Consider the following 16,899-nt stretch of genomic DNA (forward strand, 5'->3'; position numbering starts at 1 on the left):
TCGTCCATAAAAAAAAGCAACTCTCATGTGAGAGTTGCCTTGTCTTCTTTATACCATTTTCATTTGCTGATGAGATGTTGTATATTCCAGCTCTTCTCTCATCGTTAAAAAATCTTTTTCTAATGAAGAAAACAAACGTTTGACCTCAGCCGATACTTCATGATGGAAAACAATGCAGCTTTTTCCTGTGTATGCTGAACGGCTATTTTCATACCATGTATCCTTTTTTGGTGTAAAAAATTCTTCAATACATTGATGATAAATACGATGAAGCGTCTGCTGTGCGGCTTGCTGCGGGAATGTCTGTTGCTGCCTGATTTTCCTACAAACCGCCGCGGCATCCTCGCTATAAACTGCAAGCTTCCGCAATGTACTTAATATGTCACAATAATAGGCTTCCGCTTCCGGGTTTAATCGTTTCAAGCTTGATAAGGTAGCTTCGTTCAGAAAATCATTCACTTCAACTGCAACCTTTGATAAAAAAACGCCTGCTTGATCAACTTGAGCCTTTACATTCATATGTGCCATTTGTTTCGTGTTTACCTTCCCCTCATGGCTTTGTCACCATTTTATCTTTCAAATAAAGATTTTAGACCTAAAATCTTTTTTATATTTTATCATACATTTTTCCTTATTTTGAACTATTTTATCTCTTCAAATGTTTGATTGAAGTTTTCAAAAAAGAGATCAGCCTCTTCTTGCACCCCATCTGCTTCCACATTCTCTGGAAGTGGCGGTAATTCATCTAAGGCTTTTAAACCAAATTGCTCTAAAAAGGTAGGTGTTGTCCCATAAAGGATCGCTCGTCCCGGTCCATCGGCACGTCCTACTTCACAGAGCAGTGCTTTGGCAACTAAACTATGCAGCACTCGTTCTGATTTCACGCCTCTGATCTCCTCGACTTCGCTGCGTGTAATCGGTTGTTTATACGAGACAATGGCGAGCACTTCTAGCGCTGCCTGTGACAAACCTTTCGATGGTGTCTCTACTAATTTTTTTAAATATACGCTGTATTCTTTTTTCGTCAGCAGCATGTATGAATCTGCATATTCAATGAGCTCAATTCCTCGTTCTTGTTTTTGATATTCTTCCTTTACGGCAGACATAATATCAAGCAACGCTGCCTCATCAACTTCAAGAACAGACATGAGCTGTTTTCTTGTTAAGCCTTCGTCACCTGCTGCATATAGCAGCGCTTCTAAGATGGCTTTCCAATTCACGATATCAAGCGTCATGAATCGTTTCACTCCCTATGATATAAATATCTTCAAAGTTTCCTTCCTGCTCCAGCATGATTTGATGGCTCTTCATCAATTCGAGAACAGCAAGAAACGTCACGACAAGGTGTTCCTTTTGATCATGTTGAAATAAAGTCATGAAATTGGTTCGCTTTTTTGTTTTTCTTAAACGGTTCATAATCTCATTCATTTTGTCTTCAATCGGGATTTCTTGTCTTGTAATCTTTGATGGTGCTGGTTTTGTTATTTTTTTGCGGTTCAATACCTTTTGGAACGCACCTAACATATCATACACCGTGACGTGTAAGTTTGTGTCCTTCGCTTCTGCTTCTTTTGCAAATTCACTTAAATCACTTGGTGGTTTTGTGAAGGCGTTTTGCCGCTCTTCTTCACGTTCCTTCAGTTCTTGCGCTGCATTTTTATACTTGCGGTATTCAATTAATTTGCCAATCAGCTCATCACGAGGGTCCTCTTCTTCTTCCATCAGGTCTTCATCAAACAGCTCTTCCTCTTGTTTTGGAAGAAGCATTCTGCTTTTAATGCTGAGGAGAGTTGCAGCCATCACCAAATACTCACTTGCAACATCCAGTTCAAGCTCCCTCATCGTGTGGACATATAATAAATACTGCTCCGTAATTTTAGCGACGGGAATATCATAAATATCAATTTCCAAACGGTTAATTAAATGTAAAAGCAAGTCCAAAGGACCCTCAAACGAATCTATTTTCACCTGATATTCCAGCATTCTTTTCTCACCATTTCTACTGTCTTCTAAGTACCGTTTTCATCGGCTAACCTTTAGTATAAGACACCATAAAGCTCTCGTCCAATATAATTTCGACCATGAGGCAGCAGGCAAAAAAAGAAAAACAGTGGATTCGCCCATACCAATGAGGGCATTTATACATAGAATACCATTGTAATCAGAACTGATGAAAAAGGAGGCCGTAACATTATGGGAGATGGTTATTACTTCGGCGGAGGATTTGCGCTTATTGTTGTGCTGTTCATCTTGCTGATCATCGTTGGCGCGGCTTGGGTTTATTAAAGAAACAGAGCGTCCTTTCATAAAGGGGCGCTCTTTCTTCTTTTCTTTTCGGTATGTTAGACTGATAGTGGAAAAGGAGATGACCGCTGTGTATCCTAAAGCGTACGTGGCTTTTTTACATGAATTTCATACGACAAGAGATTATTTTGAGTGTCATGAAATTCTTGAAGAATTTTGGAAAGAAGATCCTCCTCATCAGCGCAAAAAGTACTGGGTGGGTCTCATTCAGCTTGCTGTTGCTTTGTATCATCAAAGACGAGGAAATGGAAAAGGAGCAAAACGGCTGATTTCAAACAGCCTTCATATATTAGATTCGGACCGGAACGTACTAACAGAATTAGGTCTTGATGAAGAGGCATTTCTTTTACTGCTGAGAACACTGAAAAAGAAAATCGATGAAGACACGCCCTACGAAAGTGTGATGCTGCCAATCCGAGATGAAACGCTTCTTTCTTTATGCCAAGAGATGGCGGAAAAAGAAGGCTTAACCTTCGGACAGGAGAGCAACTTATCCCATACATTCTTAATTGAAAAGCATAGACTGCGTGATCGGACAGACGTATTGCTTGAACGTGAAAAGCAGATGGAACGTAAAAAAAGCAGAGGCATATAACCTCTGCTTTTACATGTGTGATATTTAGTTTGTTTCATTGTGACACTTATGAAAGAAGCCTTGCGTTAATTCATTTGGAATGAGTGTTTTCGTTTTGAATACTTCTTCCACGGCTAATACCATTTCCTTGCCGATGCCTTGGTCACGATGGGACGGATTGACACTAATATGTTCGATTTGTACGTGGTCGTCTGTTTTCAGCACACCAATCGCACCGACGATATCCTCGCCATCTTTCCAAAGGAACAGCTGCCGATCTTCATCCATTTCATACGACTTTATCGTCTGCTGAAGCTGTTTGACGTCTTTCTCACCCGGCATAAAGGACAGGAGTCCCATGGCAATTTTTTCAAAAGACCTCTTGTAACGAATTAACATATATACCCCTCAATATTAAAATTATCCTATTTTACAGCAAATGTCTTATGAATCACTTGCTCATCACACATTATAAACACTTTTAGGCGGTTTTTAAACTCTTTTTCATCAAATTAACGAAACGTTCGATTTAGGTTGGCCATTTCAATAGCCGCTGCAGCCGATTCACTGCCTTTATTTCCAGCCTTTGTACCGGCTCTTTCAATGGCTTGTTCAATAGATTCTGTTGTCAGTACACCAAAGATAATCGGCACCCCTGTTGAGATGGCACTTTGTGCGATTCCTTTAGCCGCTTCATTACAAACATAATCGTAATGTGATGTTGCCCCGCGAATCACGGTTCCAAGTGTAATGACTGCATCATATTTTTTTGTTTCTGCTAGTTTTTTTGCCATATACGGAATTTCAAAAGCCCCCGGCACCCACACGACATCAATATCGTCACCGTTTGCTCCGTGTCTGAGCAATGTATCTTCTGCTCCATCTAGCAGTTTGCTTGTAATAAAATCATTAAATCTAGCGACGACGATTCCAAACTTTAATCCTTCTGCTACTACATTACCTTGTATTGTATTCATATGTTCATCATCCTTTTTTGTGATTTTTATTTTGTTTTCATTGTCGTTGTTTGCTTGTTTATATATGCCTGCAATGCTTCAATCGTCAGCATCTTTAAATCGTGTTCTTTTTGAATTTTTTGTAGTTCGGGTACGCGGGCCATGGTTCCATCTGCATTCATAATTTCACATATGACACCCGCTGGCACTGAACCCGCAAGTTTAGCAAGATCAACGGCCGCTTCTGTATGACCTGGTCTTTCTACTACGCCTCCCTCTTTCGCAATAAGAGGGAAAACATGACCTGGTCGGGCAAAATCTTCTGGTTTTGACTCTTTATTTAACATGGCCAATATGGTCGTTGAGCGCTCAAAAGCACTTATACCAGTTGTCGTTGACGTATGGTCGATGCTCACTGTAAATGCTGTATGATGTGCATCCGTATTTCGCTCGACCATGGGATGCAGATCCAAGTGTTTCGCAATCGAGGCATGAACTGGTGTGCAAATAAGACCTCTTCCATGTACAGCCATGAAGTTAATGACTTCCGGCGTTGCATGCTCAGCAAGTGCCACAAAGTCTCCTTCATTTTCTCTGTCTTCATCATCTACTACGATAATGATTTCTCCTCGTTTCAGGGCATTTACTGCCTCATCAACTGAATGATACATACAATCGCCTCCTAGAATCCGTGCTCTTTTAAAAATGATGGGGTTAATCGTGATGGCTGCTTTTCGTTTTGCTCTTTTGTTAAAAAGCGATAAATGTATTTACCGATCATGTCACATTCAATATTTACTACATCCCCCATAGATTTAGTCGGGAAAATAGTTCCTTCAAGCGTATGTGGAATGATAGAAACTGTCACATGAGCATCTCGCAAATCGAAAATAGTCAAGCTGACGCCGTCTATTGCGATCGACCCCTTTTTTGTGAGCATATCTGTGAGGGTCTTGTCCATTTTCAAATCATAGTAAATGGCATTACTCTTCTTTTCTACACGGGTAATCACAGCCGTTCCATCAACATGGCCTGAAACAAAATGACCGCCGAATCGTCCATTTGATGACATCGCTCGCTCTAAATTCACTTGGCTACCTGGTGCAAGCTGATCAAGTGATGTCGCTTTGACCGTCTCAGGCATCACATCTGCCGCAAACTGTTCTTTTGTGAAGCTTGTGACAGTGAGACAAACGCCATTGATGGCGATACTATCGCCTAGGTGAACATCTTCTAGTACACGACTGCACTTGATGATAATTTCCATGGCATCTGCGGATCTTTTGCTCAATGACTGGACTGTACCCACTTCTTCAATAATCCCCGTAAACATGTGATCCTCCCTTTCTCTTTCTTTTGTATTTCTCACTTTATGAAAAAGCGATGTTTGGGACATGTGATCGATTGAACACCTTCGTCGCTTTTTATGGTCCATACAAGGTAAATGAGGGATCACCTAATAAACACTGCATGCGATGACTATATTGACATACAGAAAGCCCCGGAAAAATTCCGGGGCTGTGGTTTTTTTGCATTAGAAATAAAACTATGATCAACACATATTTTTTGTTCATACATAGCTTTCGTTATCCTTCTCCCATCCAGACTTTCACTGTCGGCTTCAGCTTCTCACTGAATCAACCGTTAATAAATTAACGGGTCACGGGCTGTAAAGCATTTGCTTTATTACCGTCGGTCGGGATTTTCACCCTGCCCCGAAGGATACAATCGATATTTAGCTGTCCTTAGGGGCTATTATAGCGATCCTTGTGGTCAAATGCAACAATCAAGATTTATTCATCTGTTCATAAAAAGAGCCTCCCTATAGGAAAGGAGACTTGTTAATTGACGACTTTGACTACTTTTATAAGGCCGTCTATTCTTTTTTCATTACTAAAGTATGCTTTAATACGATCGCCTTTTTTCAGATCGGCCACATCATCTGCAAATTTCTTTCCGTTAAAAATGATTTTCGTGCCATTTTTGGCTTGACCGTAATACTCATCACCATCAATTTTTGTAATGGTATATTCATAGATGGTGTAATCTTTATCATTATTCGTTAAACTTTCGCCAATGGCTGTTGGCACATCTTCAATTTTCATGCCATTCATGTATAAATAACCTGCGCCTAAACAAAGCAGTAAAACAAATAAGATTGCGATTTTCAATTTGATTTTCCCCATATTTAGAACCTCCATCATCTGCACTTCGCCTATTTGTATGTTCTATTCCTTCTTTTGATGAAATAAAACCAAAAAAGCTGATTTTCATTAATGGTTACTTATATAACGATTCAAATGGACTTTTGGTTCCACCTTTTCATCATTACATATGATACGAATATGCGTTCTTTATTAAGGGGGTCTTTTTTCCTCTTTATCTGTTAGCAGGGTAAACAAGAAAGACGAGCTTTTTGATTATATTCTTTTCTCTAATGCGAATAGATCTTCCTCTAACAATTGAGATCTTTGAACAGCGATATTTCGGCTGTCACGAACCCCTTGATTATAATAGTAGCTTCCAAGATGTTTTGTGATAAATTCTAATATATTGATGGCTGCTAATTCACCAATCTCCTCTTCTCGTTCTTCGGCAAAGTAACGCTGAATGGCAATCATCATCTGGTTTTTTTCTTCTTTTGTTAATGGTTTCAAAGTATCTCCTGCTTTCTTTCAGCATGATCACACGCTTTTTAGATTTGCACTTTCACTTATTTTTAGAGCTGCATATGGTGACACTCACAAATACGAATGTTTGTTCTCTTATCATATCACAAAAACGTGTCCATAACACCCTAAAAGAAAAAGCGTGTTTTAATCAATTGATCAAAATACGCTTTCTTTATATAGACTATTTATTTCAATATGGATAGGATCGTCGCTACAGAATGATCTACAAATGAACGCTCTGGGCGAGATTTCATGAGAACTGTAAGTCCAATAAAAGAAACAACCAGCGCCTGTGCTAAGGCTTTGGCATTCAGACTGCTTTCGAGCTCACCCGAGCGAATACCTTGTACAATTTTTTCTTCAAAAATGACCGAAAGATACATTTGATGCTCTCTTGTGAGAATTTCAAATTTCTCTTCGTGGGGGGCAAGCTCGACTATTGTATTGATGCAGAAGCACCCTTTACTCGGTCCATTTCCATATTCCTCTTCTACTAATTCAGCAAATAATGTATGAAATGCTTCCTTTGCAGATAGATTGTTTTGCAGTTTTGATCGAATATGAGCTGCATGCTGAGTTGTATATTTGCGTAATGCTGCTTCAAACAATTCCTCTTTATCACCGAACGCTGAGTATAAGCTCGGCCGCTGTATTCCCATTTTTGCAGTTAAGTCGCTTAATGTAGTCGCTCTATACCCCTTCTCCCAAAAAAGCAACAAGGCCTCATCTAACGCTTTTTCCTCATCAAATTCCCGTTGTCGAACCATCATCAACCCTCATTTCTACCATAAAAATCTCTTCACTAAATCAATCATCTATTTCTTATAAGTATTTTTTACTCATCGGTATATTATCATTTTATTTTATTGACATATCATTGTCAAACCGACTGCCTCTCTCAAGATCTTCACTATATCATCTTGACTTTAAAACGTTTATCTGGTTATCCTTAACAGGAATCATTTTATACTGATCAGTATATTATACTTTTTAGTACAAAAGGAGCTGATGACATGCATGAAAAAAGAAAAAATGAATGCCGTTGAACATTCTGATCTAGGAACGACTCATTTACAAATAAACACCCGATCAACGATGACTCGCAATATGGCTCTACTGTTTTCGACAGCCTCAGGGATGGCAGTTGCAAACATATACTTTGCACAGCCATTATTAGACTCCCTCGCATCCGAGTTTGGTATCAGCTATTCATCCGTTGGTATGGTCATTACGATTACTCAGCTTTGTTATGCGCTAGGACTGCTTCTGATCGTACCACTTGGTGATCTGTTCAACCAACGGCGGCTCATCGTAGCTCAAATGCTAGTATCCGTGTTATCTCTCATTCTAGTCGGTATCGCCCCTACCGCCACCGTCCTGTTCATAGGACTAGGTGCGGTGGGACTGCTCGCTGTAGTCACTCAGGTACTCGTAGCATTCGCAGCGACATGGGCCGCTCCTGAAGAACGTGGCCGCATAGTGGGCTTGGTTCAAAGTGGAATTGTGATTGGTATTCTTCTCGCACGAACGTTTGCTGGTGTACTAACCGATCTCGCCGGCTGGAGATCAGTCTATCTCGTTTCCGGCGTGATGATGCTGATCATAACTGGCGTGTTGTACCGGTATCTTCCGCGTGCTGACAGCAAGAGAGTCTCCATATCCTATGTGAACTTGCTCGCTTCAATGTTTATATTGTTCAGACAAGAACGAATTCTACGTATTCGTGGCGTACTGGGTTTTCTGATCTTTGTTGTGTTTGGCACGCTGTGGACTTCACTTGTACTGCCTCTCAGCACTACCCCATACAATCTGTCACATACGGCAATTGGTGCATTTGGCCTTGCTGGAGTTGCCGGAGCATTAGGTGCCGCTCGAGCTGGAAGCCTTGCTGATCGAGGCTTAGGACAGTTAACAACGTGCATCGCCCTTGTCCTATTACTCTTTTCATGGTGTTTTATTTTTTTCACTGAATATTCCCTCATTTTATTAATCGTTGGTATAGTCATTCTTGACCTATCTGTGCAGGCCGTTCATGTGACCAATCAAAGTATGATTTTCATGGTCCGGCCTGAGGCGAGAAGCCGGCTGACTGCTGCTTATATGATTTTTTATTCCCTCGGCAGTGCGCTCGGTTCTATTGTATCAACTAACATATACGCAAACGCTGGCTGGAATGGGGTATGTTTATTTGGAGCCTCTATCAGCGCCTTAGCCCTTTTATATTGGATGATCACCTACCGCTTCACGGCACAGATCACAGGAACATCAGATGTAAAATAAAAAAACACCGCAATTAAGCGGTGTTTTGGATTAAGCATCGATCACTTCGACTTTTTCCATGCCTTGTCCTTGTTCCATATCAAGAACAGCTTCGATACCAGATGTTACTTTGCCAAAAACAGTGTGAACACCGTTTAAGTGCGGCTGTGGGTCATGTACGATAAAGAATTGGCTGCCGCCAGTGTCTTTACCAGCGTGTGCCATTGATAATGAACCTCTCTCGTGCTGATGAGGGTTTCCTTCTGTTTCACATTTAATGGTGTAACCAGGTCCTCCAGTTCCATTACCGTTTGGATCGCCGCCTTGGCTTACGAACCCAGGGATCACGCGGTGGAATTTCAATCCATCGTAGAAGCCTTCATTCGCTAATTTTTCAAAGTTTGCTACTGTACCTGGAGCAGCCTCTGGGTAAAGTTCAAACTCAATTTTCTTTCCATTCGTTAATTGTATGTATCCTTTTTTCGCCATTTTTCACATTCTCCTTTCAGGTTAAACAACGCTCATTATAGCACATTTTCGGTGATGTTAAACATCCCCTGCTTGTCGAATGTGATTTACCTCTTTTGCCATCATTGATAAAATAAAAGAGCTTGATCCTTTTCTCCTAAGGAAATGATCACAGACTGAGCAAATCACTTCATCATATTGGAGGTTTCAAACATCTTTAAAAGAAAATTGAAACGTCAGACTGATTTGTTACGTCTATATGATGGAGTACGATTCAAATCATGTACTCAAAAGATGAGTTTCTCACCATCGAGAAACGCTTTCGACTTGAAGGAGGTCAACATGTTTAAAAAAACAATGCTTGGTATGATGGCAGCGCTCCTTTTACTGATTGGTGCGCCAAAAGTCAGCTTAGCGGATGCAGCTGTCGGCGATGTCATCGTCACACTCGGGCAAGACTTAACACCGGCTGATCGCCAGAAGGTGCTTGACGAGTTGAATCCACCTGAAAATGCGACAAAAATTGAAGTAACCAATAAAGAAGAGCACGAATATTTAGGAAAGTATATCCCTCGTTCTTCTATCGGGACGAGAGCATTATCATCTTCATCCATCACCATTGAAAAATCAGGTACGGGTCTGACCGTGGATACACATAACATTAAGACCATTACAGATGAGATGTATTTAAATGCTTTAATGACCGCAGGCGTGAAAGATGCAAAGGTTGTCGTGACGGCGCCGTTTGAAGTATCTGGTACAGCAGCACTGACAGGTCTATTAAAAGCCTATGAAGTGTCAAGCGACAAAGCCATTCCCGAAGATGTGAAACAGGTGGCAAACGAAGAACTTGTAACAACATCTAAACTGGGAGACTCTATTGGAAAAGACAATGCTTCTGCCCTGATTGCAAAAATCAAAGATGACATTGCCAAAAATGGAGTTCCTAAAACAACAAAAGAAGTGGAAGAAAAAGTAGATCAAGCCGCTTCTGATTTGAACTTAAATCTAACACAAGACCAAAAAGATCAACTTGTCTCTCTCTTTGATAAGATGAAAAATATCAATATCGATTGGAAACAAGTCGGATCTCAAATTGATAAAGCAAAAGACAAGATTACAAAATTCATAGAATCAGATGAAGGGAAAAACCTTCTACAGAAGATTTGGGATTTCTTTGTCTCTATTTGGAACGCGATCGTCTCTGTATTTACTGGTGGAAAATAAATGTCATAGAAAAAGCTGCCTGATGATCAGGCAGCTTTTTTTAAGTCGATGATTTCACTTTTGATTGATAAGGTAAATCCAATTTGACAATGTCCTCATATGTCTCACGCTCAACGACAAGCTGCGCTTCCCCATCTTCTACAAATACTACAGCCGGGCGCGGGATGCGGTTATAGTTGTTTGACATGCTGTAGCCATAAGCTCCTGTACAAAAGACAGCTAACAAGTCTCCCTGTGATAACTCTGGCAGATCAATATCCCAAATGAGCATATCTCCACTTTCACAGCATTTGCCTGCAATGGACACAGTTTGATCATGCGTTTGGCTCATTTTATTGGCGCTCGCTGCTTCATATTTTGCTTGATATAAAGCAGGTCGAATGTTATCACTCATTCCGCCGTCAATGGCTACATAATCGCGAATGCCAGGTACATGTTTTGATGAGCCGATCGTATAAAGAGTGGTTCCCGCATCTCCAACAAGGGAGCGGCCTGGCTCAATCCAAATTTCAGGCATCTCAAATTCATAGCGGGCTACATTTTCTTTCACCGCTTGAATAATTTTCTCCACGTATTCAGTTGCTGGAAGTGGTTCGTCCTCTTCTGTATAACGGATGCCAAAGCCTCCGCCTAAGTTCAGCACTGTGGAAATAAATCCAAACGATTCTCTCCATTCATCCAGCTTCAAGAAAATTTTATCTGCCGCAAGGACAAAACCAGCTGTATCAAAGATTTGAGAGCCGATATGGCAGTGGACACCTAAAAGCTCGATCACTTCTGATTCAAGTACTTGTTTGACCGCTTCGTCTGCTTGTCCATTATGAAGATCAAAACCGAATTTTGAATCTTCTTGACCTGTTGTAATATAGTCATGCGTATGTGCTTCAACGCCCGGCGTGATGCGGAGGAGTACTTTCACCTGTTTTGACAGCTCTTGCCCAAGCTGTTCAATGAGATTGATTTCATAGAAATTATCAACAACAATACAGCCGATTCCATGCGCTAATGCCATCTTTAATTCTTCTCTGCTTTTGTTGTTACCATGGAAATGAATTTTTTCTACTGGAAACCCGGCACAAATGGCTGTGTGCAGCTCCCCGCCTGAAACGACATCAAGTGATAAGCCTTCTTCTTTTGCCAGCTGGAACATGGCAATAGAAGAAAAAGCCTTACTCGCATATGCCACCTGAGCCTTTAGTTCTTCTTCAATAAATGCTTTCTGAAAGCTTTTTGCACGCTCCCGTATTAAAGCCACATCATATACATAAAGTGGTGTCCCATACGTTTCAGCTAAAGAAACGGCATCAACACCACCAATTTCTAAATGTCCGAGTTCATTTTGTCTGCAAGTGCCGTGTAAATACAATGTCATTCCCTCTTTCTCCGCCTCGGCTGAAAAAAGACAGCTGCACAAGCTGCCTTTTGCCGTTTCTCAAAGTTAAAAATACAATATCACAATCTTCAGCCACTTTCAACGAGCGTTAAGAATTTGGCGGAATTTTTGATCTGTTCTGAGGGTGAACGATGCTTGGCCTTACTTTTGAGCCAGGAACAGACGTCCGAATGAGCACTTGCCACAAAGCCTTTCCATTAAAAGGAATGAACGGCCACATATAAGGCGTCTGTAAGGAACGAATGGATGTTAAATAAATAAGTAACAGCGTAAAACCGATGATTAATCCATTCAGCTTAAAGATCGCTACTAGTGCTAATATGATCAGTCGGATGATTTTATTAGCGACACTCAGTTCATAACTTGGAGTGGTGAATGTGCCGATGGCTGCTAGCGAGACGTATAATATGACCTCTGGTGTAAATAAACCGACATCAATTGCAATTTGTCCAATTAAGACGGCTGCAATCAAACCCATAGCAGTCGACAAGGCGGTCGGCGTATGGATGGCCGCCATTCGTAAAAATTCCACCCCAAAATCAGCAAGGAATACTTGGAGAATGACAGGGATATGAGAAGGTTTGTTAAATCCAATATAGCTTAGATTGTCTGGCAGAAGATTCGGTTCTAGAATAAAAAGAAACCAGATCGGCAAAAGAAAAGTAGAACATAAGATGCCTAAAAAACGCACCCATCTTAAAAAAGTCCCAACCGCTGGCGCCTGGCGGTATTCTTCAGCATGTTGAACGTGATGAAAAATAGTGGTTGGCGTAATGATGACACTAGGGGATGTATCTGTAATGATGATGACATGCCCTTCTAATATATGGTTAGCGGCTACATCTGGGCGCTCGGTGTATCGCACAAGCGGGAAGGGATTATATCCTTGCTTAATGATAAATTCTTCTATTGTTTTATCAGACATCGTCAGTCCGTCAACTTTAATCCCAGACACTTCTTTTTCGATAATATCAACAAGATCAGGGTCAGCTATGTCTTCAATATAACAAACACAGACGTCCGCTTTAGAACGCTCGCCTACTTTAAGCATTTTGTATCGCAGTTTTTCATCCCGCACTCTTCTGCGAATGAGTGCTGTGTTCACAATGATGTTTTCAACAAAGCCGTCTCTTGCACCTCTGACAACCTTTTCTGTATCCGGTTCCTCCGGCATTCTGCCAGGGTAGCTCCTGACATCAATAATAAATGCGTAATTTTCACCTTCGACAACGACTGCCACAAGTCCAGACAACACTTGATCCACTGCTTCATCAAGCGTTTCAACTTTTGAGACTTGCTGATTGACAAGACGGTTTTCTACCACACGTGCAAGATCATCTGATTCAGGTTCGTTGTCATTGATTTCAATCAGTTCTTTTAATAAATAGATCACATATTGTGTATCACATAATCCATTTACATAGTAAAGCTGGATTTCCTGATCATGGACATAAATTTTCCGAACGCCAAGGTCAAAGCTGAGACCCATCCCGACATTGTCTTTGAAAAAATCTTCATTTTTCTTCGGATCTCGGTACACGTGCACCTTGTCTTTCTTCATGGAAACCACTCCTTTCTAAAATTAATTCGACTGCCTTCATTGTGATGGGGGACCCTTTGCTTAGATCATCTTTCCGTCCCATCTTGCCAATATCTCCAATGCCGACAACAATCGGAAGCTGTAGTGAATCGAGACAATACACTGTATCTCCACTCATTTTGTGTGGTTCCATTTCTGGAAGTCCATGTTTGTCAACGCCATATTCTGTCAGTTCACCTTCCCGGTCAATGGAGACATGTACCTTTGTCCATTCCGCTTGATGGGTTTTAGATGCCACTGCAATGGCGCCAATCACTTCAATTTCAGGGTGACGTGCTACGTGCTTCATAGCCGTCTCCCCTGTTCCTTCACCTGTTAAGCCAGAATCATCAAACATGACAAACACTGGGTCATACGGCGTTTTTAAAATCATCTGGACCAGTTCTGGTCCTGTTCGTTTGCTCGGATTCCCTTTTGAGCTGGAAATACATCTTCCGCCGACTTTCTTTGCGACAAGCTCTATCGTTTTGGCAGCATATATATCTCCGTCTGTCACTAAAATGACTTTGCGTCTTTGCCCCATATTAGGTTATCCTTTCGGTTTAAAGATAAGTGCAATGATAAATGAAAATAAAATCGCAGCTGATATTCCAGCAGAGGTTAACTCAAAAATCCCAATTCCGATTCCAATAAATCCGTGGACATCGGCCTGATGCATCGCCCCATGAAGCAAGCTATGACCAAAGCTTACGATAGGGACGGTAGCACCCGCTCCTGCAAATTCAATAAATTTATCATAAATACCAAACCCGTCTAAAATCGTCCCCGCCACAACAAAGGTCGTCATGACATGTGCCGGTGTGAGTTTCAGTACATCAAGTAAAAGCTGGCCGATCACGCAAATCAGTCCGCCTGCAACAAAAGCAATCAAATAATCCATTAGCTTTCTCCTCCTGCACGCTCAAATACAACTCCGTGCGCAATGGTTGGAATGGTCTCTTTTTGCTGAACCATCATTGGGCTGAGAAGCGCCCCGGTTGCTACAACCAATACTCTTTGCAAATTCCCTGCTTTCATTTCTTGAAAGATGTGACTGAATGTCACGACAGCTGAGCAGGCACAGCCGCTGCCTCCAGCGAATACATTTTGATCAGGTGTGTATATGATTAATCCGCAATCATCATGCTTCCGTCCAAGCTGAATGCCATCTTCTTTCAGAAGATCCTTTAAAATAGGCGATCCAATTCCAGATAGATCTCCTGTTAGGATGAGATCATAATCATCTACTGTTCTTCCTAAGTCTTCTAAATGTTGTTTGATTGTGTCTGCCGCTGCAGGCGCCATAGCCGAACCCATATCGAATGGATCTGTAATCCCAAGATCCATCACCCGTCCGACGGTGGCACTTGTAATTTGAATTTGGGAAGGTTCTTGGCTGATGACGACAGCACCGCTCCCTGTCACTGTACTTGTGGCTGTATCTGGTTTTTGCCCGCCATATTCTGTTGGATTACGGAATTGCCGCTCCGCCGTCGCATTGTGACTGCTTGTCGCAGCAAGTGCTCTATTGGCAAACCCACCATCTATTAACGCTGAGGCAATGGCGACTGATTCCATTGATGTGGAGCAGGCACCAAATAAACAAAGAAACGGGATTTTGAGTTCTCTTGCCACATAGTTGGCTGTCACGTTTTGGTTTAGTAAATCTCCTGCCAGCAAAAGGTCAATATCACTTTTTTGCAAATTCGCTTTTGATAAGGCCATTGATATGGCATCATCCATGAGCTGCCTTTCAGCCATTTCCCAGTTCTTTTGATAACAGTGCATTTCATCATAGGTTTTATCAATGAGATGACCGATTGGGCCTTCTTTTTCTTTCGGTCCTGCAGCTGTTCCTTCCGCATTCACATAAAGCTTGTGTTCAAATACCCAAGATTGCTTACCTGTTAGTTTCACGTTTTATTCCTCCTACGAAAACATCTTTTCCAAGACGTATCGAATAATCCCTACGACATATGCCGAGACGACACCAAACACAATGACGTTCCCAGCCAGTTTAAACATGTTGGTCGCTACACCTAACACAAGCCCTTCACTTTTATGCTCAAGAGCCGCACTTGTCATGCTATTTGCAAATCCTGTCACCGGGACAGCTGATCCCGCTCCAGCAAACTGGCCGATTTTATCGTAAATACCAATACCAGTTAAAATAGAAGAAATTAAAATAAGGGTCGCCACCGTTGGATTCCCTGCTGTCTTCTCATTAAAATCAAAAAAAGTAATATAGAAATTTTGCAATCCCTCGCCTATCGCACAAATCAAACCGCCGACAAGAAAAGCCTTGATGCAGTTCAGTACATAAGGAGGTTTCGGCTGATACATTTTCACTTTAGATGGATAGTTCTCTTTTAAACTTGACACGTGTTGTTCCCTCCACATTTTTAAATATAAATAAGCCAATGAAATAGCGAGCCAAACACCTTTCCTAAGACGATGGCCATGAGCAGCAGCACAATTTTCCCGTCCATTCCAATTCTTTTCGTTAAGATAGGAAGTACATTTAACACTTCAGTGAGTGCGGCAGCAAGCATGCCGACAAAAATGCCAGATAAAAGACCGATCGGTAGCGCCAGCCATTTGGATAAATGCATATGGACTTGACTTAAAGTAGCCCAGCCGCCAACGATCGCTCCACTTATCACGGCAGCCTCATATCCTTGAATAAAACGCTGCGTTTTCGTTAATTGCATTAATCGAGGGATAATACCAAGCACTGTGAGAAACGCCACAAATCCTGCCCCTACCGTTAAACCGCCGCCGAGCCCAACAAGCACCACAAAAAGCCATTTACCGATCATGGATATCTTTCAATGTTTCTTTGTTTTCATTGAGTGCGACATAATGATCAAGATCGAGCTGATATTTAAACATTTCCACTTCAAGCGGGCTTGGCTCTTCGTTTAAACGCTTTTTAAACACATGATTGAAAAATAAAATCATGCCAAAACCGAGTCCAAAGCTATATGGAATTTGTAATAAATACGGATGCTCAACCGTGTTTCCAGTAATCATCTCGTAAAGGCGGATATGAACAAGCCGCATACTAACATCCTCATGGAAATTCATGATGGCAAGGGCCGCTCCGACAAATAAGAGGAGCCATACAAACACGAATAATACGGGGGACAGTTGGCGTTTACCTGTGTCTATTTCAACAATGGCTTCTGAGCCTCCGACCGTTTGAATGTCGATGTCAGGCCATGTTTTTTTGATCGTTTTGACCACATGCATGATATCTAACACAACGATGTGACGATCCTTTTTGCTGACATGGTATATCGGCATTTTGCTCAGCTTTTGCACAGCACTGTCATCTCCAGTGATTTGGGCGATATCCTCTAAATAAATAAGCTGATCATTACCAGTCTTAATCCGATGGCGCAGCCGAATAAAGATTTGTCCGTCCATCCAAGTCACTTCCTATACGATGGGTTAAAAATAGTATG

At 41.5% G+C, this 16,899-nt stretch carries 23 protein-coding genes and 1 riboswitch; of the genes, 4 read left to right on the top strand and 19 right to left on the bottom strand.

What is annotated here, in order from left to right; genetic code table 11:
• Positions 1–48: 48 nt before the first annotated feature.
• The 3 genes from MHI58_RS11305 to MHI58_RS11315 form a co-directional block, all read right to left on the bottom strand.
• Positions 49–528 (bottom strand): YpuI family protein, encoded by a 480-nt coding sequence (locus tag MHI58_RS11305; RefSeq protein ID WP_024718922.1) that lies wholly within the window; start codon positions 526–528, stop codon positions 49–51.
• A gap of 113 nt (positions 529–641) precedes the next feature.
• Entirely contained in the window at positions 642–1,235 is a 594-nt protein-coding gene (gene scpB, locus MHI58_RS11310) for an SMC-Scp complex subunit ScpB (protein ID WP_008344462.1), read from the bottom strand.
• The gene (locus MHI58_RS11315) at positions 1,225–1,983 is read right to left on the bottom strand and encodes a segregation/condensation protein A (RefSeq protein ID WP_045034331.1); all 759 of its coding nucleotides are present in this window, start codon (positions 1,981–1,983) and stop codon (positions 1,225–1,227) included. The genes scpB and MHI58_RS11315 overlap by 11 nt, the downstream gene beginning before the upstream one ends.
• A gap of 210 nt (positions 1,984–2,193) precedes the next feature.
• On the opposite strand from MHI58_RS11315, the gene MHI58_RS11320 reads away from it, so the two are divergent.
• Both MHI58_RS11320 and MHI58_RS11325 read left to right on the top strand, forming a co-directional pair.
• Positions 2,194–2,286 carry a YjcZ family sporulation protein gene (locus tag MHI58_RS11320; RefSeq protein WP_008359694.1) on the top strand — a complete coding sequence of 31 codons (93 nt, stop codon included), beginning with the start codon at positions 2,194–2,196 and terminating at the stop codon, positions 2,284–2,286.
• Between the two features lie 88 nt (positions 2,287–2,374).
• Entirely contained in the window at positions 2,375–2,899 is a 525-nt protein-coding gene (locus MHI58_RS11325; protein WP_039165804.1) for a DUF309 domain-containing protein, read from the top strand.
• A gap of 24 nt (positions 2,900–2,923) precedes the next feature.
• Here MHI58_RS11325 and MHI58_RS11330 read toward each other — a convergent pair whose 3' ends face one another.
• The 7 genes from MHI58_RS11330 to MHI58_RS11360 all read right to left on the bottom strand — a co-directional run bounded on the left by MHI58_RS11330 (position 2,924) and on the right by MHI58_RS11360 (position 7,273).
• Positions 2,924–3,277, bottom strand: coding sequence for a GNAT family N-acetyltransferase (locus MHI58_RS11330; RefSeq protein ID WP_039165807.1), 354 nt, complete (start codon positions 3,275–3,277; stop codon positions 2,924–2,926).
• 113 nt (positions 3,278–3,390) lie between these two features.
• Positions 3,391–3,855, bottom strand: coding sequence for a 6,7-dimethyl-8-ribityllumazine synthase (gene ribE, locus MHI58_RS11335; RefSeq protein WP_007501031.1), 465 nt, complete (start codon positions 3,853–3,855; stop codon positions 3,391–3,393).
• A gap of 26 nt (positions 3,856–3,881) precedes the next feature.
• The gene (gene ribB, locus MHI58_RS11340) at positions 3,882–4,505 is read right to left on the bottom strand and encodes a 3,4-dihydroxy-2-butanone-4-phosphate synthase (RefSeq protein WP_082055568.1); all 624 of its coding nucleotides are present in this window, start codon (positions 4,503–4,505) and stop codon (positions 3,882–3,884) included.
• Between the two features lie 11 nt (positions 4,506–4,516).
• Positions 4,517–5,167, bottom strand: coding sequence for a riboflavin synthase (gene ribE, locus MHI58_RS11345; RefSeq protein ID WP_026050106.1), 651 nt, complete (start codon positions 5,165–5,167; stop codon positions 4,517–4,519).
• A 252-nt stretch (positions 5,168–5,419) separates the two neighbouring features.
• Positions 5,420–5,561, bottom strand: a riboswitch (FMN riboswitch).
• 114 nt (positions 5,562–5,675) lie between these two features.
• Positions 5,676–6,020 (bottom strand): hypothetical protein, encoded by a 345-nt coding sequence (locus MHI58_RS11350; protein WP_045034332.1) that lies wholly within the window; start codon positions 6,018–6,020, stop codon positions 5,676–5,678.
• A 234-nt stretch (positions 6,021–6,254) separates the two neighbouring features.
• Complete coding sequence (locus MHI58_RS11355; RefSeq protein WP_017359788.1) at positions 6,255–6,491, bottom strand: DUF2164 domain-containing protein; 237 nt, start codon at positions 6,489–6,491, stop codon at positions 6,255–6,257.
• Positions 6,492–6,691: 200 nt separating this feature from the next.
• On the bottom strand, positions 6,692–7,273 hold the full coding sequence (locus tag MHI58_RS11360) for a TetR/AcrR family transcriptional regulator (protein WP_045034333.1): 582 nt from the start codon (positions 7,271–7,273) through the stop codon (positions 6,692–6,694).
• Between the two features lie 250 nt (positions 7,274–7,523).
• Here MHI58_RS11360 and MHI58_RS11365 point away from each other — a divergent pair, with 250 nt between their 5' ends.
• Positions 7,524–8,786 carry an MFS transporter gene (locus tag MHI58_RS11365; protein WP_045034334.1) on the top strand — a complete coding sequence of 421 codons (1,263 nt, stop codon included), beginning with the start codon at positions 7,524–7,526 and terminating at the stop codon, positions 8,784–8,786.
• 30 nt (positions 8,787–8,816) lie between these two features.
• Here the strand turns inward: MHI58_RS11365 and MHI58_RS11370 are convergent, their stop codons facing one another.
• Complete coding sequence (locus tag MHI58_RS11370) at positions 8,817–9,254, bottom strand: peptidylprolyl isomerase (protein WP_007501040.1); 438 nt, start codon at positions 9,252–9,254, stop codon at positions 8,817–8,819.
• Between the two features lie 321 nt (positions 9,255–9,575).
• Here MHI58_RS11370 and MHI58_RS11375 point away from each other — a divergent pair, with 321 nt between their 5' ends.
• The gene (locus MHI58_RS11375; RefSeq protein ID WP_008344446.1) at positions 9,576–10,460 is read left to right on the top strand and encodes a DUF1002 domain-containing protein; all 885 of its coding nucleotides are present in this window, start codon (positions 9,576–9,578) and stop codon (positions 10,458–10,460) included.
• Positions 10,461–10,500: 40 nt separating this feature from the next.
• On the opposite strand, the gene lysA is transcribed toward MHI58_RS11375, so the two are convergent.
• The 8 genes from lysA to MHI58_RS11415 all read right to left on the bottom strand — a co-directional run bounded on the left by lysA (position 10,501) and on the right by MHI58_RS11415 (position 16,861).
• Positions 10,501–11,826 (bottom strand): diaminopimelate decarboxylase, encoded by a 1,326-nt coding sequence (gene lysA / locus MHI58_RS11380; RefSeq protein ID WP_025207565.1) that lies wholly within the window; start codon positions 11,824–11,826, stop codon positions 10,501–10,503.
• A 115-nt stretch (positions 11,827–11,941) separates the two neighbouring features.
• The gene (locus MHI58_RS11385; protein ID WP_178896881.1) at positions 11,942–13,423 is read right to left on the bottom strand and encodes a spore germination protein; all 1,482 of its coding nucleotides are present in this window, start codon (positions 13,421–13,423) and stop codon (positions 11,942–11,944) included.
• Positions 13,368–13,976, bottom strand: coding sequence for a stage V sporulation protein AE (locus tag MHI58_RS11390; protein ID WP_007501044.1), 609 nt, complete (start codon positions 13,974–13,976; stop codon positions 13,368–13,370). The genes MHI58_RS11385 and MHI58_RS11390 overlap by 56 nt, the downstream gene beginning before the upstream one ends.
• A gap of 6 nt (positions 13,977–13,982) precedes the next feature.
• Complete coding sequence (spoVAE, locus tag MHI58_RS11395) at positions 13,983–14,333, bottom strand: stage V sporulation protein AE (RefSeq protein ID WP_007501045.1); 351 nt, start codon at positions 14,331–14,333, stop codon at positions 13,983–13,985.
• Positions 14,333–15,349, bottom strand: a complete 1,017-nt coding sequence (spoVAD, locus tag MHI58_RS11400; RefSeq protein WP_024718928.1) for a stage V sporulation protein AD — start codon at positions 15,347–15,349, stop codon at positions 14,333–14,335. Before spoVAD ends, spoVAE begins: the two co-directional genes overlap by 1 nt.
• 12 nt (positions 15,350–15,361) lie before the next feature.
• On the bottom strand, positions 15,362–15,814 hold the full coding sequence (gene spoVAC, locus MHI58_RS11405) for a stage V sporulation protein AC (RefSeq protein WP_268431875.1): 453 nt from the start codon (positions 15,812–15,814) through the stop codon (positions 15,362–15,364).
• Positions 15,815–15,834: 20 nt separating this feature from the next.
• On the bottom strand, positions 15,835–16,251 hold the full coding sequence (locus tag MHI58_RS11410) for a stage V sporulation protein AB (RefSeq protein WP_045034337.1): 417 nt from the start codon (positions 16,249–16,251) through the stop codon (positions 15,835–15,837).
• A complete protein-coding gene (locus tag MHI58_RS11415) occupies positions 16,241–16,861 on the bottom strand; it encodes a stage V sporulation protein AA (protein WP_024718931.1) in 621 nt (206 codons plus the stop codon). The genes MHI58_RS11410 and MHI58_RS11415 overlap by 11 nt, the downstream gene beginning before the upstream one ends.
• Positions 16,862–16,899 lie beyond the last annotated feature (38 nt).

It is taken from the genome of Bacillus sp. FSL K6-2869 (assembly GCF_040869405.1).
In the GTDB taxonomy this organism is placed as follows: domain Bacteria; phylum Bacillota; class Bacilli; order Bacillales; family Bacillaceae; genus Bacillus; species Bacillus altitudinis.